Below are 26,463 nucleotides of genomic sequence, written 5' to 3'. Positions count from 1 at the left end.
GAAAGGGTATGTCCAAGCCCATGTCGAACCCGGTCGTCATCATCCTTCTGACGGCGGTCGCCGTGGCGGCGATCATCCTCGTGATCGTCTTCACGGTGCGGTTGGCTCAGAACCCTCGAAACACCCTGGTCGGCGGCGGCGTCGGCCCCGAACTGGTCCAGCGAGTCCTGGAACTGAAAGCGACCGACCAGTTCGACCAGGCGGTCTTCCTGGTGCGCGGCGAGACCGGAATGAGCCACCGGGCGGCCGCCCGCTTCGTCCGCAGGCTCAAGGCGCCGCCCATGGAGTGAGGGCACCGCCGCGCGGCACCCGGCACCCCACCCCACCTGGGCCCCGCCTGGGCTTCTCTCCTACCGGGCCCTCACCGGGCCCCGTCCTCGTCCCGCCCGCCGACGGGCCCGTCATCCTTCAGGCGTTCCAGCACCTCGTACGCGGGGTTGCCCCGCGCGGCGTGGCGCACCTCGCGCGCGGTCGAGGCCACGTACGCCTGGCCCGTCACGATCGAGGAGTGCCCCAGCAGTTCCATCAGCTCGTGGGCCGTGGCACCCCGCTCGGCCAGACGGGTGGCGAACTCGTGGCGCAGCGCGTGCACCAGGGTCCCTTTCTGCACCCGGTCGTGCACCCCGGCGTGGCGGTAGCACTGGCGGACCAGGTACTGCAGGCCGCCGCGGCGCAGCGGCTCACCCGAGGTGTCGACCAGCAGCGCCGCGGACCGGGGGATCGAGGTCAGCCCGAACCGTTGCCTGCGGCTTTCGAGGTAGCGGTCGACGAGGTGCTCGATCGGCGGCTCGACGGGCAGCGAGCGGGTCTTACCGCCCTTGCCGACGACCTGGACGCGCCGGTCTCCGGGCGCGCCGCCGATCGACCCGACGGTCAGCCCCAGCAACTCCGCCGAGCGCATGCCGGTCACCAGCGCCAGCGCCAGCACCACCAGGTCCCGTTCCACCCACGGGTCGCGGGCCTTGCGCGCTCCTGCGGCGACGCGCTCCAGCAGCGTCGTGGCGGCGCTGCCGTCGCCCAGCAGGGGCTTGGGCGCCTTGGCGGGCTGCCGGGGCCGGGGCACCGCGGCCATGGGGTTGCCCTCCAGGGCACCCTCGGCCACGCAGAAGGTCAGGAACTGGTTCCAGGCGCTCCAGGCGCGGTTGACGCTCGCTGCGGAGCGCGGCCCGGCGAAGTCGGCGAAGGCGGCGCGCACCAGGCGGCCGGACAGCTGCCGTATCTCCAGGTCTGCCGTCGAGACGCCCGCCAGCGCCGCGGCGAGGTCGCCGACGGCCCGCAGGTCACGGTCGTAACCGGCCAGGGTGTGCGGGGAGAGCTTCTTGGTGCGCAGCCCGGCCAGGAACTCCGCGCACGCCTGGGGGAAGCGCACGGGCGACGCGGGATCGTGATCGTTCACACCGGCCTCCGCGATCGGACACCCGGGCGGCACCCGGCGGCCACCGGGGACGGCGGGGGAGGGGGACTACCACCTGCACTGCGCACACGCGAGATTATGCATCACATCCTGCGGTGTGGACGGCCGGCACGCCGCCCGCACCGCGGCTTGCGGGAGAGGGCGGACGGCGGCGCCGCACCGGCGTGGTGGAATCTCTGCACACGGCGCGCGACGAGGGCTACCGGACCGCGGTCCTGCAGGCATCCGCGGACGGCGAACCCGTCCACCGCCGGCTGGGGTTCGCCGCCTGCGGCCGGTTCACCGAGTACGCCCTCTCCTTAGGGGCATCCGCCCCGGGACGGAAGACATTCCGGTGGCGCGCCGGTGCGATCACGCGTCCGGCTCACCGCGCGCAGGGGTCCCCCCGTCGTCCGCGAGCCGGGCGTGCAGGTGCATGTCGTGCCATCCGTCCTCGTGGCGCACCGCGCTGCGCAAGGTGCCCTCCAACGCGAAGCCGAGCTTGCCCGCGACCCGGCAGGAGGCCGGGTTGGCCACCGAATGGACCAGCTCCAGACGGTGGAATCCCACGTCGAAGGCCCAGTGGGCGACCTGGCCGGCGGCGCGGACGGCGACACCCCGCCCCCGGGCGGCGGGCAGCACCCAGTAGGTGACCTGCGCGGCGCCGTCGCCGAGATCGAAGCCACGCAGCGAGACCCGGCCGAGCACCTCGGCGTCCAGGACGACGGCCCAGGAGGCGTCCTTCTCGGCGCGCCAGCGGTCGTCCCACTGGCCGATCCACGCCAGCGCGTCCTCCGACGAGGTGGTGAACTGCCGGTTCCAGCGCCGGATCGCGGGATCGGCGGACGCCCGCAGCACGACGGGGGCGTCATCGGGAAGCCAGGGCCTCAAGGTCAACTCTCCGGCCCGCAGGACCGGCTGGGCGTTCTCACTGATGCGGCCGGCCGGGATGGCCGGTGAGGGGAAGGAGCACACCGTCCCCATGGTGGCAGCCCTCTTCACTGGATGAAGAACGGGGGGCGGCTCCCCGCACCGGGTGAGGAACCTCGCCGAAGCCGTGAACCCACCGGTGGTGACGGGGACATGCCCGGGCTCCCTGTCACCCGCGCCGGGGAGCCCACCCCGGTGGCGGCGGGCCGGGGCGGATCAGCCGGTACCCGTGGCCCGTGCCCGTCCGGCCACGGCGTCGCGACCGCAGCGGATGATGGCGTCGGCGCTTCGCCGGATGTCTTCGGCCGTGGTGTACGCCGAGCAGATCGATATGCGCATGACCGCCCGGTTGCCGAAGACCGATCCGCTCAGCCAGCAGGTGCCGTCGTCCTGGACCCTGCTGACGACCTCCCGGGTGAGCTCGTCGTCGTCGCGGCCGGGTGCGGTGAACCGCACCAGCACCTGGTTCAGGACCACCTCGTTGACGATCTCGATGCCGGGCTCCGCCGCGAGGAGGCCGGCGATGCGGTGGGCGTGCTCGATGTTGCGGTCGACGAGCCCGGCGACGCCGGCCCGGCCCAGTGTCCGCAGCACCGCGTAGACGGGCACCGAGCGGGCACGCCGGGACCAGTCCGGCACGGTGTTGATCTGGTCCCGGTGCTCGGATGCCTCCAGATAGGCCGCGGTGATCCCGACAGCCGCCCGGTGCGCGTCGGGATGCGCGACGAAGGCGATGCCGCAGTCGAAGGGCACGTTCAGCCACTTGTGCGCATCGGTGGTCCAGGAGTCCGCCAGGTGTGCTCCGTCGAGGAGGCCGCGGTGTTCGTCACTGGCCAGAGCCCACAGTCCGATCGCTCCGTCGACGTGCACCCATCCGCCCCGGTCGTGCACGAGCTCGCACACCTCGCGAAGCGGGTCGACGGCACCGGTGTTGATGTTGCCGGCCTGCACGCAGACGATCGGCGGCCGGTCCGTCCGATCCAGTTCCGCGCGTAGCGCGGAGAGGTCGATCGCACCGTCGGCGTCGCACCCGACCTCTCGGACACGCGTCCCCATCCCCAGGTAGCGCAGGGCACGATCGATCGAGGCGTGGCGCTGCTCGCCGGCTATCACCGGGATGCGCGGCGCTCCCCACAGCCCGTCCGCTTCGGCGTCCCAGCCCTGCCGGGCCAGCAGATGGTGCCTGGCCGCCGCCAGGCAGGTGAAGGCGGCCATCTGGGTACCCGTGGTGAATCCCGCCGATGTGTGCGGAGGCAGGCCGAGCATCTTCACCAACCAGTCGGCGCAGACCTCCTCGATCACCGAGACCGCCGGGCCGCACGAGTACAGCGTCGCGTTCTGGTCCCAGGCGGTGACCAGCCAGTCCGCACCCACGGCCACGGGCAGCGAGGAGCCGATGACGTAGCCGAAGTAGCGCGGCCCCGCACTGGCCGTCGATCCCAGCTCACCGGCCCGCGCCAGGACGTCCAGAGTCGAGATCGCATCGGTGCCGGCTTCGGGCGGGCCCCCGCCGGTGAGGAGATCACGCAGCTCATCCGCTGTCACCGCGGGGAAAACCGGGCGATCGGCGACCGACCCCCGCCAGCTCAGCACGTGCCGGTACGCGCGCTGGAGCACGTCACCGTACTCCAGCCCGTCAACCGGCGGATCCCCGGACATGTGGTCGTCGTTTCTCATACATCCTCACCTCGGCAGAGGTGCCCGGGCCGTAGGGCACCTCGTCGGCTGTCCGCGGACAGCTTGTCGCAGGCGTTCTCCCGAGGTCCGGCGGGAATCGGACGTGGTGTTGGCCACCGGAGCCGTCCCCGGTGCCGTTGACGCGGTCGCGGGAGATGCTCAGTGCGGCCAGAAGGTCGACAGCACCACGTGCAGGGTGGTCGCACCCAGGACGCTGATCACGGCGTTTCGGGTTCTCAGGTGCAGTCCGATCGCGGCGGCCAGGGCCAGGGCGGTGGGCACGACGGCCGGCCAGTCGGTGGGGCGGACGTCGCGCAGGGTGTACAGGGCCAGGATCAGCATGATGCCGACAGGCATCTGAACGGCGAGGTACTGCAGGACGGCCGAGCGACGCAGCGGGGTCACGACGGCGAAGGGAAGGGCACGCAGGCCCCAGGTGACGGCGGCGCTGACGGCCACGGCGGCGGCCAGGTAGAGCGGGCTGGGCACGGTGGGGTTCTACCTTTCCCGGGCCGACAAGGCCGGTGCGGCCGACGCGGCCGGGGTGGGCACGGGGTGGTCATGGCCGTCACGGTCGCCGAAAGCGGGTGCGAGGGCACGGCGGCGCAGGGCGTAGCGGGCCAGCACACCCACGGTGAACAGGGCCATCGCGGCCGGCAGCACCTGCCCGGGAACCAGGAGCGCGGCGACGGCGAAGCCGGCCGCGGCCAGCAGGGGAGCGGGCAGGTCCCGCTGGGCACGCCAGGCGTCGATCGTCAGGACCACGAACAGGGCGGTCAGCGCGAAGTCCAGGCCGTGCAGGGTGAACGGGATGAGGGAGCCGGCGAGCGCGCCGACGGTCGCCCCGCCGACCCAGTAGCCCTGGCAGAAAAGCTGCATCCACAGGATGCGGGCGCCGCTCCAGGAGCGGGCACGCCCACCGGCGGTCAGGGCGTAGGCCTCGTCGGTGAGGGCGAAGGTGGCGTAGACGCGGCCCGGCGGTCGTACCCGCGACAGCGGGAAGGAGAGGGCGTAGAAGACGTGCCTGAGGTTGACCAGCAGCGCCGTCACCGCGATCTGCCCCAGCGGTGTCACCGTGGCGACCAGGCCCAGCAGCAGGAACTCCAGCGACCCGGCGTAGACCACGGCGGTGAACACCGGTGCCCACCACCAGTCCAGGCCGGTGTGCACGACCAGGATGCCGAAGCTGATCCCCAGGGGGAACAGGCTCAGCCCCACCGAGGCGGTGTCGGCCGCCGCCGCCGCGAAGTCCCGCGACGCACCTTCGGCTTGCTTTCCAATCATGGAAGCAATTTTAGTATGCATGTCACATAATATGGTTTCAAATATTGCAGAGAGAAAAGGCCATGAGTAATTCCATTAGCCTTGATCGCATTGATCATGAAATATTGTTTCATCTGGCCCAGGACGGGCGGTTGTCGAACGTGGAGCTGGCCCGCCGGGTGGGTTTGACGCCGCCGCCATGCCTGCGCCGGGTCAAGCGTCTGGAGGACGCCGGTGTGATCGCCGGATACCGTGCGCAGATCTCACCGGCGGCCCTGGGTCGCTCCCTGGAGGTGGTCCTGTCGGTGGACATCGCGGTCAACGACCTGCAGACCGTGGAGGAGTTCGAATCCCGGGTCGCGGCGCTGGAGGAGGTCGTGGAGTTCCGGCGCATGTTCGGGCGCCCCGACTACTACATCCGGGTGGCGGTGACCGACCCGGTCGCCTACGAGACGTTCCTCAGCAAGCAGATCCTGCCGTTGCCCGCGGTCTCCCGCGTCGACTCCCACCTGACCATGAAGCGCATCAAGGACTGACCGGCCCGCGCACCCCGAGCATCCGGGGACCGCTGTCCTTCCCGCCGCGACGGAGGACGCGGCCGAGGCGGGTGGCTGAAGCGGGGCGGCCGAAAGTGAGGCGGCCGCGACGGTGCGGGCCCGCCATGAAACAGGCCGGGGCCCGCGTCCTGTTGGACGCGGGCCCCGGCCCGTGATGTGATGTGCGCTGCGCGTCAGGCGGGAACGATGTTCTCGGCCTGCGGGCCCTTCTGGCCCTGCGTGACGTCGAAGGAGACCTTCTGGCCCTCCTGCAGCTCACGGTAGCCCTGGGCGGCGATGTTCGAGTAGTGGGCGAAGACGTCGGCGCCGCCGCCGTCCTGCTCGATGAAGCCGAAGCCCTTTTCCGAGTTGAACCACTTCACGGTGCCAGTAGCCATGTCGATCTCCTTTGATAGGGGCAGAGCCGGAACCCGCACTGCACGGATTCCGCGTCGCCGAGATGAGCCCACCCGGAGATGACCGGCAAAACAAAAATGCGCCTGATGGTTACATACCGTCAGGCGCACACAGAGTTTCATGGGTACCACAACTGCAACTGCCCCAACGGTAGCACCTGCACGGCCGTAACGCGAACCACCCGACCGCCCGCCACCTGGATCGCCGGGCCACCGGGTGCCCCGCACCTTCACGGGACACCCGGCTCACACGGCGTCAGCGGCCCCGCGCCGCCCCCGCCATCTGCGCGACGTCCACCGCCGCGTCCTCGATCAACTGGGCGGCCAGCCCTGACAGCGCGCGTCCCACCGCCAGCTCGTCGCCGATCGCCGGCACCGGCCGATCACCCGGGTTACGCCGGGCGTGCCCGACGCTCTCGTACTTCTTGCCGTCCCGCGCCGACAACGTGGCCGTCGCGACCGTGAGGGCGTCCTCGTCGTCCTCGCTGATGACGATCTGTACGTTCCACTGCTTGGTCTCCATCTCCAACACCTCCCCCCATCCCAGCGTCCCTCTCTCCGGAGCCGGAGGAAAGGCCCATCGGACGGACCTGTCGACCGGCCGCGCTCCGTCCCGCCCGCCGCTCGGCTCCTCCGCGCGGCCGGCCACCCGCCACAGCGTCCTCTCCATGTCCTCCCCGTGTCCTCTCCGTGTCCTCTCCATGACGCGAGGGCCGCCCGCCGGGTCCACTTATCCTTGGACGGAATCGAGCCGGGCGACCCGGCCGTCCCCGCCCTGTCGTACCGATCCCAGACCCCGTGACACCGGGAGGCGCACGTGCCGCGACCGCGCCCGCTCCGAGCGGACGAACCAGCCCGGCTGGGGGAGTACCGGCTGCTCGGATCCCTGGGAGAGGGCGGCCAGGGTGTCGTGTACCTCGGAGAGTCCCCGTCGGGAGCCCGGGTCGCCGTCAAGGTTCTGCACGCCCGCGTCGCCGGCGATCCCACGACCCGCAGGCGTTTCCTGCGCGAAGTGGAGGCGGCCCGCCAGGTGCCGCCCTTCTGCACCGCCCGCGTCCTGGACGTCGGCACGGCCGGCGAACGGCCGTACGTGGTGAGCGAGTTCATCGCGGGGGAGTCACTGGAACAGCGGGTCGGCTCGCACGGCCCGCTCTCCCCGGGTGACCTGCGGCGGCTCGCGGTCGGCACGGCCACCGCCCTGGCCGCGATCCACCGTGCCGGGATCGTCCACCGCGATTTCAAACCCGCCAACGTGCTGCTCGGCCCGGACGGGCCGCGGGTGGTCGACTTCGGCATCGCGCACGGCACCGACATGGCCACCGCCGCCACCGGCATGGTCGGCACCCCGCCCTACATGTCGCCCGAGCAGTTCTCCGGGGAACGGGTGGGCCCGCCCTCCGACATGTTCAGCTGGGCCGGCACCATCCTGTTCGCCGGGACGGGCCGGTCCCCGTTCGGCAGCGACGTCGCCCTCGCCGCCCTGATGTACCGGATCCTCAACCAGGAGTGCGACCTCACCGGCCTCCCCGACGACCTTCGGGCCCTCGCCGGCCGATGCCTGGCCAAGGAACCCGGGCACCGGCCGACGGCCGAGGAGGTCCTGCTGCGCCTCATCACCGGCGGCGGGACGGCGCCTGTCGGCACACCGGCCCCCACCGGCGGCGACCTGCTGGCCACGGCCATGAACCGGATCGGACAGCGGCTCCCGGCGAACCCGCCCCTCGCGAACCCATCCTTCGCGCACCCGCCGACCCCGCCGCCCCCCGTCTCGCCCGGCTGGGAACGACCCGCCGCCGCGGCACCCGTGGGCGACCACTTCGCGGCACCCGTCGGCGGTCACTCCGCGGCACCCGTCGGCCCCCCATCCTGGACGCCGCCTCCGGCGCACCAGCCCACCCGGCCGGCGCCTCCCCCCGGCCGCGGCCTCTCCCGCCGCGGCTTCCTGATCGGCGGGGGAGCCGCGCTGGCCACCGGCGCGGTGGCGGGGGCCGCGGTGCTGGTCCCCCGTTACCTGGGGGAGAAGACCGCCTCCTCCAGACCCGCGTCCCGCCCGACCCCGGGCCCTACGGGCACCCCGCCCTCCTCAGCGCCGGGGTCCGCCACCCCCTCCTCCGCTTCGCCCCCGGCCGCCACCCCGCCCCCGTCCGCGCTCATCCCGGACGGGCCGCTGGTGCTCGGGAACGGCAACCTGGTGCAGGGCCTGGCGGTCTCCGCCGACGGCCGGCTGGTGGCCGCCGGATGCTGGGACGGCAAGGTCCGCCTGTGGGAGGTTCCCGGCGGGGAGATGATCGCTGAGCTCGACGACCGCGAACTCTACGTCCAGGGTCTCGCGCTGAGCCCGGACGGCCGGACCCTGATCAGCCTCGGCGGGGTCGGCGACGCCGAGGCGCACGTCTGGGACGTCGCGTCCAGGCGCCGGGTGCCGAAGTCCGTGATCGGCTCGTTCTTCGTGGAGTTCAGCCCCGACGGCAAACGGTTCGTCACCGGCAGCGGGTACGAATGGGTCCGGTTGTGGCGCACCTCCGACCGCGAACAGACGGGTGCCGCCATGCGCCACGACGGCCTGGTCGCCGGAGGGGCCTTCAGCCCCGACGGAAGCCTGCTGGCCACCGCCGGGTGGGATCGCACGGTCCGGCTGTGGCGCACCTCCGGCCACCGCCCGGCCGGAAAACCACTGACCGGCCACAAGGAGGAGGTCAACGCCGTGGTGTTCCTCGACGGCGAGACCCTGGCGAGCGCCGGATACGACAAGGTGGTGCGGGTCTGGGACGTGACGTCCGGCGAACCGAAGGGAACGCCGTTCAGAGGCTCCGGCTCCACGGTCACCGGCCTCGCGCTCAGCCCCGACGGGACCGTCCTCGCCGCCGCGACGGACAAGGACGGTGTCCGGCTGTGGGAGGTCGCCTCCCGGAAGGCGCTCCGCAGCCCCCTGGACGCCGGCCAGATCCAGGCCGTGGCCTTCAGCGGCAACGGGCTCGTCCTCGCGGCGGTCGCCGGCGACGACGTGCACCTGTACGACGCCACCGGCCTGCGCGCCACCTGACGGGCGTCGCCACCGGCCCGCCCCTCCCGGGCCGGCCGGGATCTGGCCGGCCGGCCGAGGAGGGAGCGGCGGCGTCAGCCGATGTAGCTGATCAGGAAGGGCAGTTGCTGGTTTCCGTCCTCCACCGTGGTGATCGCACCGTTGGGGTGGAGCACGACGTTGGCGTCGTCGTAGTCGTCACCCCGCCAGGAGGCGATCCAGGTCGGCCCGTCGAGGTAGGTCGCGGCGCTGTCGCGCCAGATCTCGGAGGGGATGTCCGCGAGCCGGTGTCCCTGTCCCTGGGCGGCGGCGAACGCGCGCGCCTCCTCCCTGGTCTTCTTCACGTCCTTTCCGAACCAGTACAGGCGGTAACCGGGCTCGGCCTCCGTCTCGTACTCCGTCCCGGCGTCGGCGGCGGAGATGGTGATCTCTGTCAGTTGCTGGGTCATGCCGCTACTCCCTCTCACTCAGCGGGACGGTCGCACAGCGCCATCCCGTGATCACAGAGAGTTATGTTTCCACTACTCTCCGTATGAAACAGCGAAATGATCGCGCTGGAGAGCCGCCCTCAGCCGCCGACGGGGGAGACGGCACGGCACACGGTGTCGCGCGCCGGAAGGACACCGTCGAGGAGATAACGGTCGACCGCGCCGTCGACGCACGCGTCCCGGGGAGCGAACAACCCCCCGTAGACCGTGTGACGGAAGGCGCCCCGCAGGGTGACCAGCCGCGAACCGGTCAGTGCCCGGTGCGTCACCAGTTGGCCCGCGTACGGGGTGCCCGGGTCACCGGTGGCCCCCACCATCAGCACCGGGACGTCGTTGCGCACCCGGGTGGGAGGCTCGGCCGGTGGGACCGGCCAGAACGAGCAGGGAGTGAGGTTGCGGATCAGCGCGCCGAACACCGGTTCGTCGTCGCGGTGCGCGCGGATGTCACGGTAGTAGGTCTCGGGATCACGCGGCACCGCCCGATCACCGCACATGATCGCGGTCTGGGCACTGGCGGCCCCGTCCGCGTCGGGAGACGACAGGCCGGTCAGAACCGCCTGCAGCATCGGGGTGGGGGAGACCTCGATCCCCCGGGCGGCCTTGTCGAGCACCCGCACATCGGCGGCGAACCCGGCGTAGGTCTCCTCGCTGTCCCCGGCGGTCACCCCGAACAGCACCAGCGGCAGCAGCCGCGCGCCGACCCGGTGGCCGCCGACCCGCAACGGCTCACGGTCGGCGGCCCGGCTGATCCGCTCCACCGTCGCCATGACCGCGCCGGTCGTGGCGCCCAGGCCGTACCGGCCGTGACGACGCGCCGCCCACGCCGCCCAGTGCCGAAGGGCCGCGCGCAGGGCCGGCCCCTGCGTGCCCGTCAGATCGGGGCCGAACCGGTCGACGTCCACCGCGCTGTCGAGAACCACCCGGTCGGCACGGCGGGGGAACAACTGCAGGTAGACCGCACCCAGATAGGTCCCGTACGACGACCCCAGATACGACAGCCTCGGCTCGCCCAGCGCCGCCCGGATCACGTCCATGTCGCGGGCGGTGTTGCGTGTCGAGACGTGCGGCAGCACCTCCCGGTGGCCTGCGCACCGGGACGCCATGTCCTTCGCCAGCGCCACCCCCCGGTCGAACGTGCGCCGGTCCGGCCCGGCGGAGCCGATCACCGCCTCCGGCCAGCCGCAGTTCAGCCCCGTGCTCCGACCGACGAACCGGGGATCCATCCCGACCAGGTCATAGCGGGCCGCGACCTGGGGTGCGGCCCGCTTCACCTGGAGCACCAGATGCAGCGCGGGAACGCCCGGACCACCCGGGTTGTACAGCAGCACCCCCCTGCGGCGTCCCGGATCGGTCGCCCTCAGCCGGGACATCGCGACCTTGACCGTCCGCCCGCCCGGGCGGCTGTAGTCCAGCGGCACGAGGACCTCGGCGCACTGGGCCTTCGCCTCGTCGAGCTCGCGGCCGGCCGCGTCATCCGGCCCGCTCTGGCAGCGACCCCAGGTGATCTTCTGCCGCTGGAACCGGTCCAGCCCGTCACTCGCGGCACCGGCCCCGGTCTGCGTCCGTACCGCCCCGGCGGCCGGGTGCACCCCTGCCGCGGCCACCCCTGTCGCACTCGCCACAACCGCCGCGACACCGGCCACGGCCATCCTTCGTCCACGCATCGAACCCTCCTCAAGTGCCTTCCCGGGCACCACCGGTCACGGCACGCGGGCCACTTCCCACGGCCGGCGCGACCCGGGTCAAGCACGGGCCGCCTCTGGTGGGCAAGACGCTAGATCGCGCGACCGGCCGGCCGCGTCAGCCCTCGGTCGGGTTTCCCCGCCCTGCGCGGGCCGTCCGGCCCGGCCCGGCCCACGTCCACCGGCAGGCCGATGACCGGCGTTTTTCTCCGTGAACCGCCTTCCGCGGGTCCCGTCCGAACGAGCCGGTGTACGACTTCAGATGTACTCGACGCGGTCGGGTCCGGCCGCCCGCCGGTCACCGGTCACGACCGGGCACCCGTACCCTGCCCTACGGGCAGCACCAGGCCGGACGACCGCCGGCCGGGCCGACGCAGCCCGGACCGCCGCCCCCGGCATCCGCCGCAGAACCCGGCCCCGACCACGACACCCCCGAGACGACAGGACGACACCGATGACCGGCGCCACGACCACCGCACCGGCCGCGGGCCCGCGCCAGACCCCGCCGCACGCCGCGACCCGGCTGTCACCGACGGCGTTCGACGCCTTCCTCGCCGCCGTGGTCTTCTTCGGCTGCGCCGGGCTCAACAGCCAGGCCTACCAGGGCCCACCCGCGCCGCTGATCCTCCAGGTCGCCCTCGCGCTGCCGCTGGCATGGCGCCGCCGCGCACCCCTGACCGTCTTCTACGCGATCGCCGCCGTGGCCCTCGTCCAATGGCTCGCCGACATCCAGCTCCTCACCGACGTCGCGCTCCTGATCGCCCTGTACACCGTGGCCGCCCACTCCACCTGGCGTCACACCCTCATGGCCGCCGCCGTCCTCGAAACCGGCATCCTGCTGGCCTCCGTCCGCTGGGCCGCACCGCACGGCAGCTTCCTCAACTCCCTCGTCTTCCTCACCGCCGTGGCCGTCGCCGTCGCCGTCACCGGCGTCAACACCCGCATCAGACGCGCGCACCTCGCCGCCCTGCACGACCGCGCCGCCCGCCTGGAACGCGAACGCGACCAGCGGGCCCGGCTCGCGGCGGCGAACGAACGAGCCCGCATCGCCCGCGAGATGCACGACATCGTCACCCACAACCTCTCCGTCATGGTCGCCCTCGCCGACGGCGCGGTCTTCGCCCAGCACCGCTCACCCGACAAGACGACCGCCGCCCTGCATCAGATCTCCGGCACCGGGCGGCAGGCCCTCACCGACATGCGACGCTCCCTCGGAGTGCTGAGGGCCGGCGAACCCGACGCGCTGCGCCACCCCATGCCGGGCATCGCCCAGCTGGCAGCCCTCACCGACCAGATGCGCGCGGCCGGCCTGCCGACCCGCCTCGACCTGCGAGGCGACCCCACCTGCGTCTCCGCCGCCGCGCAACTCACCCTCTACCGCCTCACGCAGGAAGCCCTGACCAACACCCTCAAACACGCCCCGCCCGGCACCCGGGCCGAGGTCCGGATCCACTGCTCACCCGACACCCTCACCCTCGAGGTGACCGACGACGGCCCCGCCGCCCGGACCCCCGCCCCGGTCGGCCGGACCCCCGGCCCTCCGGGACACGGCATCCCCGGCATGCGCGAACGCGCCGCCGCGTACGGCGGAACCCTCCACGCCGGGCCCCTCCCGGGCCGCGGCTGGCGGGTCCGCGCCACCCTCCACACCGACCCCGTCGCGGAAGACACCCCATGACCATCCGCATCCTGCTCGCCGACGACGAACCCCTGCTGCGCATGGCGTTCACCATGGTCATCGAGGCCCAGCCCGACATGGAGGCGGTCGGCGAGGCCGCAGACGGCGCCGAGGCCGTCCGCCTGGCCCGCCGGCTGCGTCCCGACGTCGTCCTGATGGACGTGCGCATGCCCGGCACCGACGGCATCGAGGCGACCCACCGGATCGTCCGCGACCGCCGGCAGACCCGGGTCCTCATCCTCACCACGTTCGACCTCGACGAGTACGCCTTCGCCGGGCTGAAGGCCGGCGCCTCCGGGTTCCTGCTCAAGAACGTCGTGCCCGAGGAACTCCTCGCGGCCATCCGGAACGTCGCCGCCGGCGACGCCGTCGTCTCCCCGCGCGTCACCCGCCGCCTGCTGGAGAACTTCGCCTCCCGGCTCCCCACCGGCCCCGCCCCGGCCCGCGACGAGCGCCTGCAACGGCTCACCCCCCGCGAACGGGAGGTGCTCGTCGAGGTGGCTCGCGGCCGGTCCAACACCGAGATCGCCGCCGAACTCCACCTCGCCGAAGCCACCGTGAAGACGCATCTCAGCCGGATCCTGCTGAAACTCGAACTACGCGACCGCGTACAGGCCGTGGTCTTCGCCTACGAGAACCGGCTCATCCACCCGGCGTGAGAACCCGCCCGGCACGGGGACGGCCGGGCCCCGGGCCGGCCGTCAGGCGCTGCGCCGCCCGGCAGCCGCCCGCCTCGCCTCCCAGCCCGCGATCAGACGCTCGTCCTCCACCGGGTCCGCCGCCGGATCGGCCAGGGCCACCGCGGTCGCGGCGAGCTCGTCGTAGCCGGGATCACCGGGCCGCACCCGGACCGCCCCGTCGGCGTACCAGCCCTCGGGCGTGGCGACCTGGACCGGGACGAGCAAGGTGCCGTCACCGTCACGCACGGCCGTCGCCATCGCCATCACCTCTCGTCAGACCCCGTAGTGCCGCCGATAGAAGTTCCACACTACAGCCGCCAGGTTGTCATCCCCGTCCAGCATGCGCAGCAACCGCCGGGCCTGCCGTGAGGCGCACAACGCGTACGCCTCCGCGAACCACTCCACCGCGCTGTCCCGGTATCGGGGCTGCTGCACCTTCGACCGGCACAAATGCATGATCGTCTGCCATTCGCCCCCGTGTGACACACCGTCCATGAAATCCAGCGCGTGGCCGATCTCGTGATGCACGAGACTCGCCGAGACATGCGCTCCGGTCCCGATGGCGATCATCCGCCCCGTGCAGACACCGGGGATGTCGTCCCAGGCCGGACCGCCCGGATGCGTCGTCCGCCCGCGCAGATGCCCCAGGCCGTCCAGTTCCGGAACGGTTCCCGGGCCCAGCCATATCGCGTCCAGCCCCTCGGCCAGCCGCGTCGCGATGTGCACCGGCAACGCGGCCAGCTCGTCCACCGCGTGGACCAGCTCGGCGGGCGGCGGCCCCTCCGCCGGATCCCACTGCCGCCGCAGCACCCGTTCGAGCACACCGCAGTGACGGCGCCCGTCGCGGGGGATCGGACGCGTGTTGGCCGCCCGGGGCAGGCACCAGGTGGGGGAATGGTTCGTCATGACAAGGATCATTGTGCCCGCCCGCGCGGCGGAACGGGGGAGCCCCCGGCGGCCCCGCGTCCGTGGTCGTCCGCGCCGCCCGGCTCACCCTCTGATCCGCAGCTCCACCGAGCCGGTTCCCAGCAGCCGCCCGGCCTCACGCACACCGGAGGTGAAAGCCCCGTCGGCGTGGCCGAAGCGGTCACCGGAGGTCGCCTCGCCGGCGAACAGCACCCGGCCCGCGATCGGCGTGGCCAGCGCCTCGATCTCGGCCCGCCCGCCGCCGGCCGTCAGATGGGTGTAGGAGCCGCGGGCGAACGGGTCCTCGTGCCAGCGGGTGACCACGGCCTCCCGGGGCGGGGGCAGACTCCGGCTCACCGCGGTACGCAGCAGGTCGCGGGCGTGCCGCAGCACCTTCTCCTCCTCCCACGAGGCCAGCGCCGCTCCCGCCGGCCCACCCGCCAGTGCGACCAGGGTGGGGGCGCCGACCGGCCCGGTGGCGTCCACCCAGGCGCGCAGCGGGGTGTCCCGGTGCCGGATCAGGAACCCGGTGACGTCGTCCCAATGCCGGGCGTCGTAGCGCAACACCACCTTTTCGAGCGCGCCGAACCCGAGCGCCGCGACGGCCCGCGCCTTGACCGGCGGCAGGACCGGGACGAACCCGATCACGCCCGCCTTGAGCACGCCCAGTGGGACGGTGACGACCACGTGCGACCCCCGCTCGCCGTGGCCGTCGGCCGTCTCCACGGTGACCCCGTCGTCTCCGGCGCGGACCGACCGGACCACCGCGCCGGTGCGGATCGCCACCTCGGGGGTGAGCGCCGCCAGCAGGGCCCGGTATCCGCCGACGGGCACGTCGTCACCACCGGAGTAGGGTTCCGGGAAACCCGGCAGGCCCGGCAGGGCGGTGGCCGGCACAGCCTGGAGCGGGGCCGCCAGTTCCGTCTCGATGGCCGTGCGCAGGACGAACCGTACCCAGGAACGGCGCGTGGCGTCGGTGTCGGCCGCGCAGTAGACCTCGACGAGGTCGGCGAGGGTCGCCCCGTCCCCCGCGCGGGCGGCGAGATCCGCGACGGCGTCCTCGAATCCGGCCGCCCGCCGCAGCAGCCCCCGGCGGAACCGCCCGCCGGCGCGCTCGCCGTGCTCGCCCACCAGCGCGGCCCCGGCGACGAGGCCGTCCAGGTCGTACGGCCGGCGCCGCACGCCCGCCCGCGCGCACAGCTCCGAGAGCGGATTGCCCACCGGGGAGTGGATCCAGGCCGCCCCCAGATCGACGTCGGCCCCGGCGATCTCGGCCGTGCGGATCCGGCCGCCCACCCGGTCCCCGGCCTCCAGGACCAGAACCTCCACCCCGGCGCACGCCAGGGCGTTGGCCACGGTCAGACCGGCGAGCCCGGCGCCGACCACGATGACCCGGGTGACGTCGCCCGCGACGCCGCCCGGGACGGCGCCGGCGCCGTCGGTCACCGTCCACCTCCCCTCGGGGCGGCGCCCGGCGGCCTGGAATCCGGCCCGGTGGCCGAGGACGGCCCCGGCGACCGCGGCCGACAGCGCCGCGGCCATCCCTCTCATCGTCGTACGCATGCCGCTCCTCACCGGTGCCCGCCTCGGCTCCCACCGCCGGGGCCCGTACCGGGACGGCGGAAGAGCACGCTCCCGCACCACGTTTCCGCCGTTCAAAGGCGCTGTACGGTGAACAACGGGAAATGTATTGTACGGTGGACAACATGGTCAAGAAGGCATCAGGGCCGGCAGGAAGGCAAGCGGCCGGCCCGGAACGGCCACCCCTGTCACGGGAGCTCATCCTGCGGCGCGCGCTGGCGACGATCGACGAGAGCGGCGTCGAGGCGCTGAGCATCCGCCGCCTGGCCGCCGACCTCGGCGTGTTCCCGACGGCTCTGTACTACTACCTGCCGACCAAGGACGCGGTGCTGCGCGCGGTCGTGGAGACGGTCCTGGAGGAGATGGACCTCTCCCGGACGGGCGCGGCGGACTGGCGGGAACATGTGCGGACGACCTGCCGGGCCCTGAGACGCATCGCCCACGCCCACCCACGGCTCTTCCCCTACCTGATCTCCTATCCGGATGTCACCGTGCAGGAGCACCGGATCTACGAGGGGCTCTACCGCGCACTGGAGGAGGCCGGCCTCTCCACCGAGCGGATCGTGCACGCCGCCACCCTGCTCTTCTCCTACGCCGCCGGTTTCACCCTGGCAGAGGTCACCGGCACCATCGGGGCCCCGACCGCGGCGGAGTCCGGCAGGCTCTCCGCCCTGCCCGCCGGCGAGTTCCCCGCCACCCGCCGGCTGGCCGGGGAGATCCGCGGCCTCGACCTGGATGCGGCCTTCGAAACCGGGATCGAGACGATCCTCGCGGGCCTGACCGCCCCCTCGGCGGCGCCCGCCGACGGCTGACGGGACCTGCCGGCGAGACCCCGGGCGGTCCGCGGCCCAGTCCGCGGCGGTGGGCCCGCGCTCCCGCGTGACATGGATGGACCGCCCGGGGGAGATCATCTATGGTGCGGTCATGAAGGGCCGGTATCAGGTGTACTTCGAACGTGCCCGGATCCCGATCGCGGCGGTGGACGGGCTCGGCCGGGTCAGGGAGAGCAACCCCGCCTTCCGTTCCGCGGTGGCCCGCACGGTCGAAGAACTGGACGGCATCGCGGCGGAGGAGTTGCTCGCGCCCGGCGAGATCGACGCGCAGCGGCCCTACTGGCGGCTGCTGGCCTTCGGCCGGCTGGACGTCTACCGGACCCGGATGCGGCTCGTCCGCGGGGACGGCGCCGTTATCTCCGCCCGGGTCAGCGCCTCCGTCGAACACCGCGCGGACGGCCTGCCGTGGCGGGCGGTGGCCGTGCTGGACGAGATCTCCTCCGCCGCGCCGGCGCTGAGCCCGCTCCAGGGCGAAGTGCTGCGGCTGGTCGCCGCGGGCGCGTCCAACGCGCAGATCGCCCGGCGGCTGTACCTGACCCGTCAGGCGGTGGACTACCACCTGGTACGGCTGCGCGCCAAGCTCGACGCCGAGAGCCGGTCGGCGCTGGCCGGGCGGGCGTTCGTGCTGGGGTTGTTCGTCCCCGGCGTGTGGCCGCCGGCCCTGCACCCGCCCCCGGCCGGGGCGGGTGCGCCGGAGTGCGGTTACTGGACGCCGAGGAACTGAACGGCCGGGTCGGTCTGGGCGGAGGTGCCCCAGACCGCGTCGCGCTGGGCGGTGTCGTCGTGGAGGTAGTACAGCAGCCAGGCGGTGGTCACCCGGCGGGTGGTCGCCTGCTGGGCGGCCCGGCTGATCGAGCCGCTGTCGCAGCCGATACCGCCGGAGTCGGTGAAACCGCAGTGGAAGCCGCCGACGATCGTGCGCAACTGCTTGGGAGCGCGCTTGGCGTCGTAGATGGGGACCTGGTGGTCCGACGGGCCCGCGACGGTGTCGTTCGCACCGGCGACCAGCTGCATGGGGACGGCCGTGGTCGCCGCGGCGGCCTTGGCCGAGGGGTTGGTCTCGGCGGCGGCCAGGTTCGTCACCGTCCGCACCGACGCGTTGCGCGCGGCGGCCAGCACGCTGGCGCCGCCGCCCATCGAGTGCCCCGACAGCCCCAGCCGGTTGGTGCGCACGCGGGCGTTGAACCGCGATCCGGCGGTGGTGTTCTGCGCCACCATCCAGGTCAGCGCGGCGTTCAGGTCATCGGCGAAGGCGCCGTGGTTGGGGAACAGGCTGCCCTGCGAGGTCGGCATGATCGTGATGGTGCCCCAGGAGGCCCAGTGGCCGCCCAGGGAGGCGTACTTGTTGACGCTTTGCAAGAAGCCGTGGCCGAAGGCCACCACCGGGAACTGCCCGGAGGCGACGGCCGTGCCGCTTCCGGCCGAGGTCGCCGGGTAGTAGACCCGGGCGCCGAACGAGCGGCCGGAGGCGGAGACGTTGACGTCGGCGTAGCCGACGGCGTACGAGCCCGGCGCGGACAGGTCGGCGGAGGCGCCGGCGGGGGCGGCCGTGAGGAACAGGAACGGGATCAGGAGGACCGCGAGGACCCTGATCGACCAGGAGCGCATGATGCTTCACCAGCTTTCACGCGGGGAGACTGTTACCCGGATTTTGGAAACGATGGTTCCCCTATGGCAACAGCGGGAGGACGCGGACTAGGCAAATGCCAAAACGTCGGGGATGCCGTGCCCGGCCGGTTCCACCGTGCCGCAGCGCGCGGCGGACTCCCTTCCCTGATCACGGCGGTGCTCACCGTCGCGCCGCGGAACGGCCCGGGGCGGTCCGGGGCGGCGCCCGCGTCCTCGGCGGCTCCGGTCGCGGCGGTCAGCTCACCGAGCGTCCCGCCTGGGGGCCGCGGGTGATCCTCACCTGGCCGCGGGGCCGTTCCCGGCCCGCGGGAGGCGGCCCGCGCCGAACCGCTTCGTCACGGCCGTCTCGTCCCACACCTCGCCGTACTTGGCCTGGATGTCGAACAGGCCGGCCTCGTGCGGCCGGGGGTCGCGGTCGCCGACCGCCTGCCGTACCACGATCGGTACGAAACCGTGCTGCACCGCGTCGACGGCGCTGGCGCGCACGCAGCCGCTGGTGGACACGCCCGCGATGACGAGGGTGTCGGCCCGCAGCGTGGTGAGCGTCGAGGCGAGCGCGGTGCCGAAGAAGGCGCTGGCGTACCGCTTGACGATCACCACCTCCTCGGGCCCGGGGGCCACCTCGGGCATCAGCCGGCCGAGCGGTCCGTCGCCGACGAGGTGACGCAGCGGGGTGACCTTGCGGAAGAACAGCCCGCCGTCCACGCCGCCCGGGCCGAACGCGACCCGCGTGTGGATCACCGGGACGCCCGCCGCGCGGGCGGCGGCCAGCACCCGGGCGGCCGACTCCAGGCAGTCGCGGGAGCCCAGGAACAGCTCGCCGCCGGGCTCGAAGTAGGCGCGCATCAGGTCGATGAGGATGAGCGCGGGACGCTCCCCGAACGGCAGGGAGCGCCCGAACACCTCGCCATGGTCCATGATCATGTGTGGGCGGGGGACGGGCGGACGGCGCACGGAGGCTCCTCGTCTCAGATGATTCCCTCGGCCGACAGGGCGGCGATCTCCTCGGCGGTCAGGCCGAGCAGCCCGCGGTAGACGTCGTCGTTGTGCTGGCCGAGCGCGGGGCCCGCCGTACGGACGCCACCGGGGGTGGCCGAGAGCCTGGGGACGACGTTCTGCATGGCCAGCTCGCCGAAGTCGGGGTGCGGCACGCGGACGATGGCCCGGCGGGCGGCGAAGTGCGGGTCCTCGAACATGTCCTTGGCCGTGTAGACACGCCCGGCGGGGACGCCGCCCTCGTGCAGCACCCGGAGCAGGTCCTCCGCGGGGGCCGACGCGGTCCAGGCGGAGATGATCTCGTCGAGTCCGGCCGCGTTCCCGCCGCGCGCGCCGTGGGTGGCGTACCTCTCGTCGGCGGCCAGCTCCGGTCTGTCCATCACGGTCGCCAGGCGGGAGAAGACGCTGTCCTGGTTGGCCGCGATGAGGATGGAGTCGCCGTCCCCGGTCGGGTAGACGTTGCTCGGCGAGACGTTGGGCAGCACGGGGCCGGTACGTTCACGCTGGTAGGCGGCCTGCTGCCATTCGGGCAGCAGGGACTCCATCATCGCCAGCACCGCCTCGTAGATGGCCGTGTCGACGACCTGGCCCAGCCCGCTGCGTTCCCGCTCGTGCAGCGCGACCAGGGTGCCGACGCAGGCGTGGGTGGCCGCCAGTGAGTCGCCCAGTGATATCCCGGTGCGTGACGGCGGCCGGTCGGGGTCGCCGGTGACGTATCTGATGCCGCCCATGGCCTCGCCGATCGAGCCGTATCCGGCGCGGGGGGCATAGGGGCCGCTCTGGCCGAAGCCGGTGACACGGGTGATGACCAGCCGGGGGTTGAGCTCGTGCAGCCGCTCGGGCGACATGCCCCAGCGCTCCAGCGTGCCGGGCCGGAAGTTCTCCAGCAGCACGTCGGCCCGCTCGACCAGCCGCCTGACCAGGTCCTGGCCCTGCCGGGTGCGCAGGTCACAGGTGATCGACTTCTTGTTGCGGGCGACGACCGGCCACCACAGCGACCGCCCGTGCGGTTTCTCCCTGCCCCACTGCCGCATCGGGTCGCCCCGCCCGGGATCCTCCACCTTGATCACTTCGGCGCCGAAGTCGCCCAGCAACTGACCGCAGAACGGCCCGGCGAGCAGCTGGCCGAGCTCGACGACTCGGACGTCGCCGAGGGGAAGCCCTCTCATCGCCCCTCCCTGGGGCCGAGCAGCGATGCGCGCGCCGAGAACAGGTGAGCGCGCATGACCGCTTCGGCCCAGTCGGGGTCGCCCGCCCGTACGGCCGCCGCGATCTCGATGTGGTGGTTGACGCTGCGCCGCATCGCCTCCTCGTCGAAGGCGCTGTAGGTGCGTAGCAGGACGGGCGAGTGGACCAGCGAGTTGATCGACTGGGTCAGTACGGCACTGCCGCCGAGTCGCACCAGCGTCTGGTGGAACTCGGCGTTGAGCCGGTAGACCGCGTCGAGGTCGTGGCGTCCGGCGTGCTCTTTGAGGGTCACCGCCACCTCGTGCAGGCGGTCGGCGTCCCGCCCGGTCGCGGTGGCCGCGGCCCGCCGGGCGGCCAGGCCCTCGATCCCGGCCCGCAGCTCGAAGATCGTCTCCAGGTCGGCGCGGGGGTACTCCACGACTCTGGCACCCTTGTTGGCGGTGATCTCGACGAGTCCTTCGGCCTGGAGCCGGCGCAGCGCGTCGCGCACCGGGGTGCGGCTGACGCCGAGCGTCTCGGCCAGCTCGACCTCGCCCAACCGGTCACCCGCGGCGTACCGGCCGGTGAGGATCAGGCCGCGAAGGTCATCGACTGTCGACATGTACCCATCCTTGACGCGAAGTCCGTCCGGGCGCCGTCCGCCCGGTGGTGGCCGGTGGGAAGTCGCCCGCCCTGCCGAGCAGGGCGGGCGGTGGCACGCCGAGCCGTTCGCCGATGTACGCGGCCGCGGCCACCAGTCCGTCGAGGTCGACGCCGGTGTCCACATCCGAGCGGCGCAGCGCGTAGCACAGGTCCTCGGTGGCGATGTTGCCGGTCGCGGCGGGGGCGAACGGGCAGCCGCCGATCCCGCCGCCGCTGGCGTCGAGCGCGGCGGCGCCAACCTCGACGGCGGCCAGCGCGTTGGCGTAGCCGGTGTTGCGGGTGTTGTGGAAGTGGAAGCGCAGCGGCAGGCCGGTGACCTCGCGCACGGCCGCGGTCAGGCGCCGCACGTCGGCGGGGACGCCCACCCCGATCGTGTCGGCGAGGGCGATCTCGTCGGCCCCCGAGTCCGCGCACCGCCGCGCCATCGTGGCGACGTCGCCGGGTGACACCTCGCCCTCGAAGGGGCAGCCGAAGCTCGCCCCGACAGTCGCGGTGACGCGCAGCCCGGCCGCACGGGCGCGTGCGGCGATGACGCTGAACGAGTCCAGCGCCTGGGCGATCGTCATGCCCTGGTTACGCCGGGAGAAGGTCTCCGTGGTGACGACCGTGACATTGACCTCGTCCACTCCCGCGTCGAGAGCGCGCTCCAGGCCGCGCTCGTTGACCACCAGGCCGATGTAGCTGAGCCCGTCGCGCCGTGGGACGCGGGCCATCACCCGCTCGGCGTCGGCCATCTGGGGGACCAGGCGGGGGTGGACGAAGCTGACCGCCTCGATGCGGGTGAGGCCCGCGGCCGCCAGCGCCTCGATGTAGGCCACCTTGGCACCGGTGCCGACCAGGACGGACTCGTTCTGCAGCCCGTCCCTCGGCCCCACTTCGACGATGCGCACGCTCGGATAGGACACACCTCAGAGATACCAGAAATGTATGCAATAGTCGCTAAGTATCGACGAAAACCGGTAAATATGCCGATGAATGTATGCAATACCGGTCCGCGCGAGGTGCGGCCAGACGCGCGGACGGCTCGGCGTCAGCGGGTCGCACCGGACACCGCGGCCACCTTGAAACATCTAGCCAAATTTGGCCAGCAAGGAGGTTGGCGGTAGCCTCCGGAGAAGCTGGCCAAATTTGGCTAATCGAAGGTGGGGGATCCGGATGAAACCGGTACGGCTGCTGGTACTGGGAGCGCTGCGCAGGCGCGGGCGCGCACACGGCTACCAGGTCCGCGCGGATCTGGAGTCATGGGGCGCGCACGAGTGGTCCACCGCCACGTCGGGCTCGGTGTATCACGCGCTCAAGAGCATGGCCGGCCAGGGCCTGCTGGTGACGCACGAGACGGTGCCCTCGGAAGCCGGAGGGCCGCCGCGGATCGAGTACGAACTGACCGGCGAAGGTGAACAGGAGTACTTCACCCTCCTGAGCCGGGCTCTCGCCGACCGCGAGCCGAGCCTGGACGTACTGGGCGCCGCCGTCGGCCTGATCGAGGACCTTCCCCGGGAGCAGGCGCTGCAGATGCTGCGCGAGCGAGCCCGCGCGATGCGCGAGTGGCGCGCGAGCATCACCTCGCACCTGCCTGCGGGCACCGATCTGGACACCTGGGGGCCGGTGGGCGAGGTCCTGTCCCTGTGGCTGACCACCGCCGACACCGGCGCCCAGTGGACCCACCGGCTGATCCGCCGTCTGGAAGAGGGTGCGTTCACCATGGCCGGTGAGGACCCCGCCCCCGCACAACAGGCCCAATAGCGGCCCTGTCCCACCGCGTCCTGGGCCGGGTGGCGCCACGGCCCGCCGACCACGGCGACCCCCTTCATCGGAACGGAGAAACCCATGGCCAACGAGATCACCGTGCCGCTGCTTCCCTGCCGGTCCATCGACGAGATCGTCGAGTTCTACACCATGCTGGGTTTCATCCGGACTTACTACCAGGTCCGCCCGAACCCGTACGTGTCACTCAGACGTGAAGACCTCCAGCTGCACTTCTTCGGCATCCCGGAGTTCAAGCCCGAGGACTCCTACGGAAGCTGCCTGGTCGTCGTGCCCAGCTCTTCGAGGCGTTCGCCGCGGGCATGCGCGAGACCCACGGCAAACTCCTGCTCTCCGGGATCCCCCGGATGACCCGGCCCCGCAGGCGCAAGAACGCCGAGGGCCTTTCCGGTCCTGCACGAGATCTGCGGCCACCTGCTGGAGCACCGCCGCGACCGGCCCTCGCTCCTGGCGGAAGAGCTCGGCGCCCAGATCACCCACCCCCACCTGACCGTGGCGAACGACCCCTTCCTGCCCGGCGGATACGGATCCTACGACGCGACGGCCCTGGGTCACCTTCCCGTCCGGCGGACGCTCATAGCCGGCGGGTGGTTGTCGGCCCTGCTCGACGACGCGCCGAGATGCCCGAACCCCAGACGGTCGGCGTGCAGCAACGGCGCGGACAGGGCTCCGAGCCCGGCGTCCATGCCGTGGCCTCCGTCGGGGGCCGGACGGGCGACGGTGTTGCTCATCCGGGGCGCCGGCTTCCGTCGCAGCGAGCCCGAGCGCCACGGCCATCTGGATCACACCACGGGCGTCTTCGTCCTGGAGGTGAAACAGGCGCGCCTTCTCACCCCGGGAGGACCGCGCCCGGTCCGTCCCCTGATCATCACCGGCCAGGCACGACGGGCACTGTCCGACCTGCGCGCCGTGGGCGGCCTCCCGGTGGGACGGTGGTCCACCTACTGTCTGGGCACCTCCGGGAAAGTCCCCGTGGGAGGACAGGGCCCGGCCCTGCTCACCGGACCACTCGCCACCCGGCCGCATCACGCTCCGCCGCAGGTCTTCACCGGGTCCTGCTGAGCTTCGAGACCGGGCCGGGGTCCGCAGACAGGCCCCGGTCCGGCGACGTCGAGGACGCCCCAGGGGGTGGCGCGCCGCAGGCCCAGCCGGCGGTCGGGTGCCACCGGTCTATGTGACGGGCGAGGTCTCCACGTGACGGACGAAGTCGCACACCGCGGCGCGGACGTCGGCCGGGGTCCACTCCAGGCCCGCCGCGCTCACCGTCACCTCCGTGAGGGCGATCCCCGGCGGGACTCCCGGCTCCCACCACGGCGACTGGAAGAGCGCGATCCCGCTCTCCTCCGCCTGCCGTATCACGGCGGCTTCCAGCGTCTCGGCGGCGAACGGCAGCCACACCTGGAACTGATGGGTGTGCGGCACCTCCGGTCGCACCTTGAACCACCCCAGGCGCGTGTCCCGGAACCCCTCGGCCATGGCGGCCGCCACCAGCCGCGCGTGCGCCACGTACTCCGGCAGCCGGGGCAGTTCGCGCTCGAGCCCGACGAGGGCGGAAAGCGCCGCGGGGAACTGCTGGACGACCCTTCCTCCGTACCGGTGCCGCCAGATCCTCGTCTCCTCGATCAGCGAGCGCGGTCCGGCCACCGCGGCGCCGGAGATCCCGTCGAGCGACTTGTAGAAGGAGACGTACACGGTGTCGGCCAGGGCGGCGATCTCCTCCAGCGGACGTCCGAAGTGCGTCGTGCACTCCCACAACCTGGCGCCGTCGAAGTGCACGACCGCACCCCGCTCCCGCGCCGCTTCGGTGACCCCGACCAGCTCATCCCACGTGGGCAGCAGGTAGCCGGCATCACGCAGCGGCAGTTCGAGCATCAGCGCGCCGAACGACTCCGGCAGCCCGCGGATCTCCTCGGCGGTCGGCTGACGCGGCGCCCCCGTGGCCCGCACCGGATACAGACCGCTCACCCTCTCGAAGGCGTTCGCCTCGAAGACCTCGGGATGGGAGAGCGGATGGAGCACCACCCGGTTGTTTCCCGTGCGCTCCGCCCAGCAGCGCAGCACGACTTGCTGGGCCATGGTGCCGGTGGGGAAGAAAGCCGCGTCCTCCTTCCCCAGCAGTTGCGCCACCCGCCGCTCCAGGTCGGCCACGACGCCGTCGCCGTAGGTGTCGATGGGAGAGGAGAGGTCGTAGACCGCGGCTGCCTGCTCGGCCAACGAGGAGAGGCGCTCGCCCAGCGAGAGGGTTGCGGCGGGCCGGGCGAGGACTCGTTTCGCCTCCCGCACGGCCTTCTTCCCGCGCTTCTCCTTGTTTCCCGCGGTGCCTTCGCTTCTGCTCGGGGTCGTCACGCTGCCGCTGTTTTCGGCGGCGTCACCGCGCTCACCGCTCACGTCGGCCCCGGAACTTTCTGCGTCGCTGGTCATGCATCGACTCCTCGATCGTCTGGAAACGTGGATCCGGCTGGAGTTGAGGGCATGGGGGCCTTTCATCAGTCCGAAGTTCGGCCGGCGCTCAGCAGGCGGTGGTCACTCCCAGACGGTGCCGCCGGAGCGGACGCTTCCGGCGGCGTGGGCGGTGCCGTCGCCGGGGCCGGCGGCCAGGAGGGGGACAGGGCGGTGAACGCGGGGGCGGCGAGGGCGGCCATTGCCAGGCGGGTGCGAAGCATGAGGAACTCCTTGTCGGGGGAAGGGGGCCGGGCGTTTCCGGTTGCTCCCCTCAGCGCGGGTGCGACCGGCTCCACCGGCGGATCGATCTTTCCTGCCGGTGCATTCAGCTTCGTCGCGACCCGGCACCGGTACAAGATTCTCCGGGTGGACTGAAACGGCAATGGACCTTTTTAACCAGGCGGGCCGTACCGGGGTGCGAGAAGCGGGACTCCGGCCCGTGTCATGGTCCAGCCGCGCATCTGCGGAAGGGTGCTGACCGCGCGCAGGCACAATGCGACCGCCCCTTCCTCCGCCGCCGGCAGACAGTCGGCGATCAGGTAGACGCCGACCACGGGGCCGGGGGAGGCGGCGGGATGGAAGCAGACATGCTCGATCCGATCGGCGGGGCCGGACAGCGACCTGATGAGGGCGGCCAGACCGGGGGGCGGCCTGTGGCCGGGTGTGGGCGCCCGTAGCGTGACATGGACGAGATACATGAGCGAACCATCTCCGGTC

General features: G+C 72.5%; 29 protein-coding genes and 2 pseudogenes. 10 read left to right on the top strand and 21 right to left on the bottom strand.

Annotated elements, in window-relative coordinates; all coding sequences use genetic code 11:
- The first annotated feature begins 8 nt into the window (after nt 1-8).
- The gene (locus F4562_RS33355; RefSeq protein ID WP_246473627.1) at nt 9-290 is read left to right on the top strand and encodes a hypothetical protein; all 282 of its coding nucleotides are present in this window, start codon (nt 9-11) and stop codon (nt 288-290) included.
- A gap of 71 nt (nt 291-361) precedes the next feature.
- On the opposite strand, the gene F4562_RS33350 is transcribed toward F4562_RS33355, so the two are convergent.
- The 5 genes from F4562_RS33350 to F4562_RS33330 form a co-directional block, all read right to left on the bottom strand.
- On the bottom strand, nt 362-1,396 hold the full coding sequence (locus F4562_RS33350) for a tyrosine-type recombinase/integrase (RefSeq protein ID WP_375782495.1): 1,035 nt from the start codon (nt 1,394-1,396) through the stop codon (nt 362-364).
- A gap of 369 nt (nt 1,397-1,765) precedes the next feature.
- Nucleotides 1,766-2,395 carry a GNAT family N-acetyltransferase gene (locus F4562_RS33345; protein ID WP_221207725.1) on the bottom strand — a complete coding sequence of 210 codons (630 nt, stop codon included), beginning with the start codon at nt 2,393-2,395 and terminating at the stop codon, nt 1,766-1,768.
- A gap of 144 nt (nt 2,396-2,539) precedes the next feature.
- Complete coding sequence (locus tag F4562_RS33340) at nt 2,540-4,000, bottom strand: pyridoxal phosphate-dependent decarboxylase family protein (RefSeq protein ID WP_221207726.1); 1,461 nt, start codon at nt 3,998-4,000, stop codon at nt 2,540-2,542.
- A gap of 159 nt (nt 4,001-4,159) precedes the next feature.
- Nucleotides 4,160-4,489: a branched-chain amino acid transport AzlD family protein gene (locus F4562_RS33335; RefSeq protein WP_184546491.1), complete on the bottom strand. Its 330-nt coding sequence runs from the start codon at nt 4,487-4,489 to the stop codon at nt 4,160-4,162.
- A 9-nt stretch (nt 4,490-4,498) separates the two neighbouring features.
- Nucleotides 4,499-5,284 carry an AzlC family ABC transporter permease gene (locus tag F4562_RS33330; RefSeq protein WP_184546493.1) on the bottom strand — a complete coding sequence of 262 codons (786 nt, stop codon included), beginning with the start codon at nt 5,282-5,284 and terminating at the stop codon, nt 4,499-4,501.
- A 62-nt stretch (nt 5,285-5,346) separates the two neighbouring features.
- Between F4562_RS33330 and F4562_RS33325 the strand changes: the two genes are divergently transcribed.
- Nucleotides 5,347-5,799, top strand: a complete 453-nt coding sequence (locus tag F4562_RS33325; RefSeq protein ID WP_184546495.1) for an Lrp/AsnC family transcriptional regulator — start codon at nt 5,347-5,349, stop codon at nt 5,797-5,799.
- 194 nt (nt 5,800-5,993) lie between these two features.
- Here F4562_RS33325 and F4562_RS33320 read toward each other — a convergent pair whose 3' ends face one another.
- On the bottom strand, nt 5,994-6,197 hold the full coding sequence (locus F4562_RS33320) for a cold-shock protein (protein WP_068904148.1): 204 nt from the start codon (nt 6,195-6,197) through the stop codon (nt 5,994-5,996).
- Nucleotides 6,198-6,471: 274 nt separating this feature from the next.
- Nucleotides 6,472-6,738, bottom strand: a complete 267-nt coding sequence (locus tag F4562_RS33315) for a DUF1876 domain-containing protein (RefSeq protein ID WP_184546497.1) — start codon at nt 6,736-6,738, stop codon at nt 6,472-6,474.
- 294 nt (nt 6,739-7,032) lie between these two features.
- On the opposite strand from F4562_RS33315, the gene F4562_RS33310 reads away from it, so the two are divergent.
- A complete protein-coding gene (locus tag F4562_RS33310; RefSeq protein WP_184546499.1) occupies nt 7,033-9,258 on the top strand; it encodes a WD40 repeat domain-containing serine/threonine protein kinase in 2,226 nt (741 codons plus the stop codon).
- Between the two features lie 74 nt (nt 9,259-9,332).
- Here F4562_RS33310 and F4562_RS33305 read toward each other — a convergent pair whose 3' ends face one another.
- Nucleotides 9,333-9,686 carry a hypothetical protein gene (locus F4562_RS33305; protein WP_184546501.1) on the bottom strand — a complete coding sequence of 118 codons (354 nt, stop codon included), beginning with the start codon at nt 9,684-9,686 and terminating at the stop codon, nt 9,333-9,335.
- Between the two features lie 119 nt (nt 9,687-9,805).
- A complete protein-coding gene (locus tag F4562_RS33300) occupies nt 9,806-11,389 on the bottom strand; it encodes an alpha/beta hydrolase (protein ID WP_184546503.1) in 1,584 nt (527 codons plus the stop codon).
- A 472-nt stretch (nt 11,390-11,861) separates the two neighbouring features.
- On the opposite strand from F4562_RS33300, the gene F4562_RS33295 reads away from it, so the two are divergent.
- Both F4562_RS33295 and F4562_RS33290 read left to right on the top strand, forming a co-directional pair.
- Nucleotides 11,862-13,085: a sensor histidine kinase gene (locus F4562_RS33295; protein ID WP_184546505.1), complete on the top strand. Its 1,224-nt coding sequence runs from the start codon at nt 11,862-11,864 to the stop codon at nt 13,083-13,085.
- Entirely contained in the window at nt 13,082-13,744 is a 663-nt protein-coding gene (locus F4562_RS33290) for a response regulator (RefSeq protein WP_184546507.1), read from the top strand. Before F4562_RS33295 ends, F4562_RS33290 begins: the two co-directional genes overlap by 4 nt.
- Before the next feature lie 42 nt (nt 13,745-13,786).
- Here F4562_RS33290 and F4562_RS33285 read toward each other — a convergent pair whose 3' ends face one another.
- From F4562_RS33285 to F4562_RS33275, 3 genes are all read right to left on the bottom strand, one after another.
- Nucleotides 13,787-14,023: a hypothetical protein gene (locus F4562_RS33285; RefSeq protein WP_184546509.1), complete on the bottom strand. Its 237-nt coding sequence runs from the start codon at nt 14,021-14,023 to the stop codon at nt 13,787-13,789.
- Nucleotides 14,024-14,038: 15 nt separating this feature from the next.
- Entirely contained in the window at nt 14,039-14,671 is a 633-nt protein-coding gene (locus F4562_RS33280) for a hypothetical protein (protein WP_184546511.1), read from the bottom strand.
- A gap of 84 nt (nt 14,672-14,755) precedes the next feature.
- The gene (locus F4562_RS33275; protein WP_184546513.1) at nt 14,756-16,234 is read right to left on the bottom strand and encodes a flavin monoamine oxidase family protein; all 1,479 of its coding nucleotides are present in this window, start codon (nt 16,232-16,234) and stop codon (nt 14,756-14,758) included.
- 143 nt (nt 16,235-16,377) lie between these two features.
- Here F4562_RS33275 and F4562_RS33270 point away from each other — a divergent pair, with 143 nt between their 5' ends.
- Both F4562_RS33270 and F4562_RS34370 read left to right on the top strand, forming a co-directional pair.
- A complete protein-coding gene (locus F4562_RS33270; RefSeq protein ID WP_184546515.1) occupies nt 16,378-17,064 on the top strand; it encodes a TetR/AcrR family transcriptional regulator in 687 nt (228 codons plus the stop codon).
- 112 nt (nt 17,065-17,176) lie between these two features.
- Nucleotides 17,177-17,809, top strand: a complete 633-nt coding sequence (locus tag F4562_RS34370; RefSeq protein WP_221207727.1) for a helix-turn-helix transcriptional regulator — start codon at nt 17,177-17,179, stop codon at nt 17,807-17,809.
- Here the strand turns inward: F4562_RS34370 and F4562_RS33260 are convergent.
- The 5 genes from F4562_RS33260 to F4562_RS33240 all read right to left on the bottom strand — a co-directional run bounded on the left by F4562_RS33260 (nt 17,788) and on the right by F4562_RS33240 (nt 22,430).
- Nucleotides 17,788-18,693 carry an alpha/beta hydrolase family protein gene (locus F4562_RS33260; protein ID WP_184546517.1) on the bottom strand — a complete coding sequence of 302 codons (906 nt, stop codon included), beginning with the start codon at nt 18,691-18,693 and terminating at the stop codon, nt 17,788-17,790. The two genes, F4562_RS34370 and F4562_RS33260, sit on opposite strands and share 22 nt — an antisense overlap.
- 297 nt (nt 18,694-18,990) lie before the next feature.
- Nucleotides 18,991-19,617 carry an isochorismatase family protein gene (locus tag F4562_RS33255; RefSeq protein ID WP_311734224.1) on the bottom strand — a complete coding sequence of 209 codons (627 nt, stop codon included), beginning with the start codon at nt 19,615-19,617 and terminating at the stop codon, nt 18,991-18,993.
- A gap of 65 nt (nt 19,618-19,682) precedes the next feature.
- Entirely contained in the window at nt 19,683-20,879 is a 1,197-nt protein-coding gene (locus F4562_RS33250) for a CaiB/BaiF CoA transferase family protein (protein ID WP_184546521.1), read from the bottom strand.
- Entirely contained in the window at nt 20,876-21,499 is a 624-nt protein-coding gene (locus tag F4562_RS33245; RefSeq protein ID WP_184546523.1) for a GntR family transcriptional regulator, read from the bottom strand. Before F4562_RS33245 ends, F4562_RS33250 begins: the two co-directional genes overlap by 4 nt.
- Complete coding sequence (locus F4562_RS33240; RefSeq protein WP_311734225.1) at nt 21,483-22,430, bottom strand: hydroxymethylglutaryl-CoA lyase; 948 nt, start codon at nt 22,428-22,430, stop codon at nt 21,483-21,485. Before F4562_RS33240 ends, F4562_RS33245 begins: the two co-directional genes overlap by 17 nt.
- A 265-nt stretch (nt 22,431-22,695) precedes the next feature.
- Between F4562_RS33240 and F4562_RS33235 the strand changes: the two genes are divergently transcribed.
- The 3 genes and pseudogenes from F4562_RS33235 to F4562_RS36770 form a co-directional block, all read left to right on the top strand.
- Nucleotides 22,696-23,283, top strand: coding sequence for a PadR family transcriptional regulator (locus tag F4562_RS33235; RefSeq protein WP_184546527.1), 588 nt, complete (start codon nt 22,696-22,698; stop codon nt 23,281-23,283).
- Between the two features lie 84 nt (nt 23,284-23,367).
- A pseudogene (locus F4562_RS33230) lies at nt 23,368-23,618 on the top strand (DUF8817 family protein); the annotation flags it as partial.
- Nucleotides 23,619-23,697: 79 nt separating this feature from the next.
- Nucleotides 23,698-23,850: pseudogene (locus tag F4562_RS36770) on the top strand (metallopeptidase TldD-related protein); the annotation flags it as partial.
- Nucleotides 23,851-23,855: 5 nt separating this feature from the next.
- Here the strand turns inward: F4562_RS36770 and F4562_RS35560 are convergent.
- The 4 genes from F4562_RS35560 to F4562_RS33210 all read right to left on the bottom strand — a co-directional run bounded on the left by F4562_RS35560 (nt 23,856) and on the right by F4562_RS33210 (nt 26,444).
- Nucleotides 23,856-24,035, bottom strand: a complete 180-nt coding sequence (locus F4562_RS35560; protein ID WP_246473625.1) for a hypothetical protein — start codon at nt 24,033-24,035, stop codon at nt 23,856-23,858.
- A 294-nt stretch (nt 24,036-24,329) separates the two neighbouring features.
- Nucleotides 24,330-24,470, bottom strand: a complete 141-nt coding sequence (locus F4562_RS33220; RefSeq protein WP_184546841.1) for a hypothetical protein — start codon at nt 24,468-24,470, stop codon at nt 24,330-24,332.
- 4 nt (nt 24,471-24,474) lie between these two features.
- A complete protein-coding gene (locus F4562_RS33215; RefSeq protein ID WP_184546529.1) occupies nt 24,475-25,725 on the bottom strand; it encodes a threonine aldolase family protein in 1,251 nt (416 codons plus the stop codon).
- Between the two features lie 413 nt (nt 25,726-26,138).
- Complete coding sequence (locus tag F4562_RS33210; RefSeq protein WP_184546531.1) at nt 26,139-26,444, bottom strand: hypothetical protein; 306 nt, start codon at nt 26,442-26,444, stop codon at nt 26,139-26,141.
- Nucleotides 26,445-26,463 lie beyond the last annotated feature (19 nt).

This window comes from Streptosporangium becharense (genome assembly GCF_014204985.1).
In the GTDB taxonomy this organism is placed as follows: domain Bacteria; phylum Actinomycetota; class Actinomycetes; order Streptosporangiales; family Streptosporangiaceae; genus Streptosporangium; species Streptosporangium becharense.
This window is presented reverse-complemented; position numbering and strand designations above follow the sequence as displayed.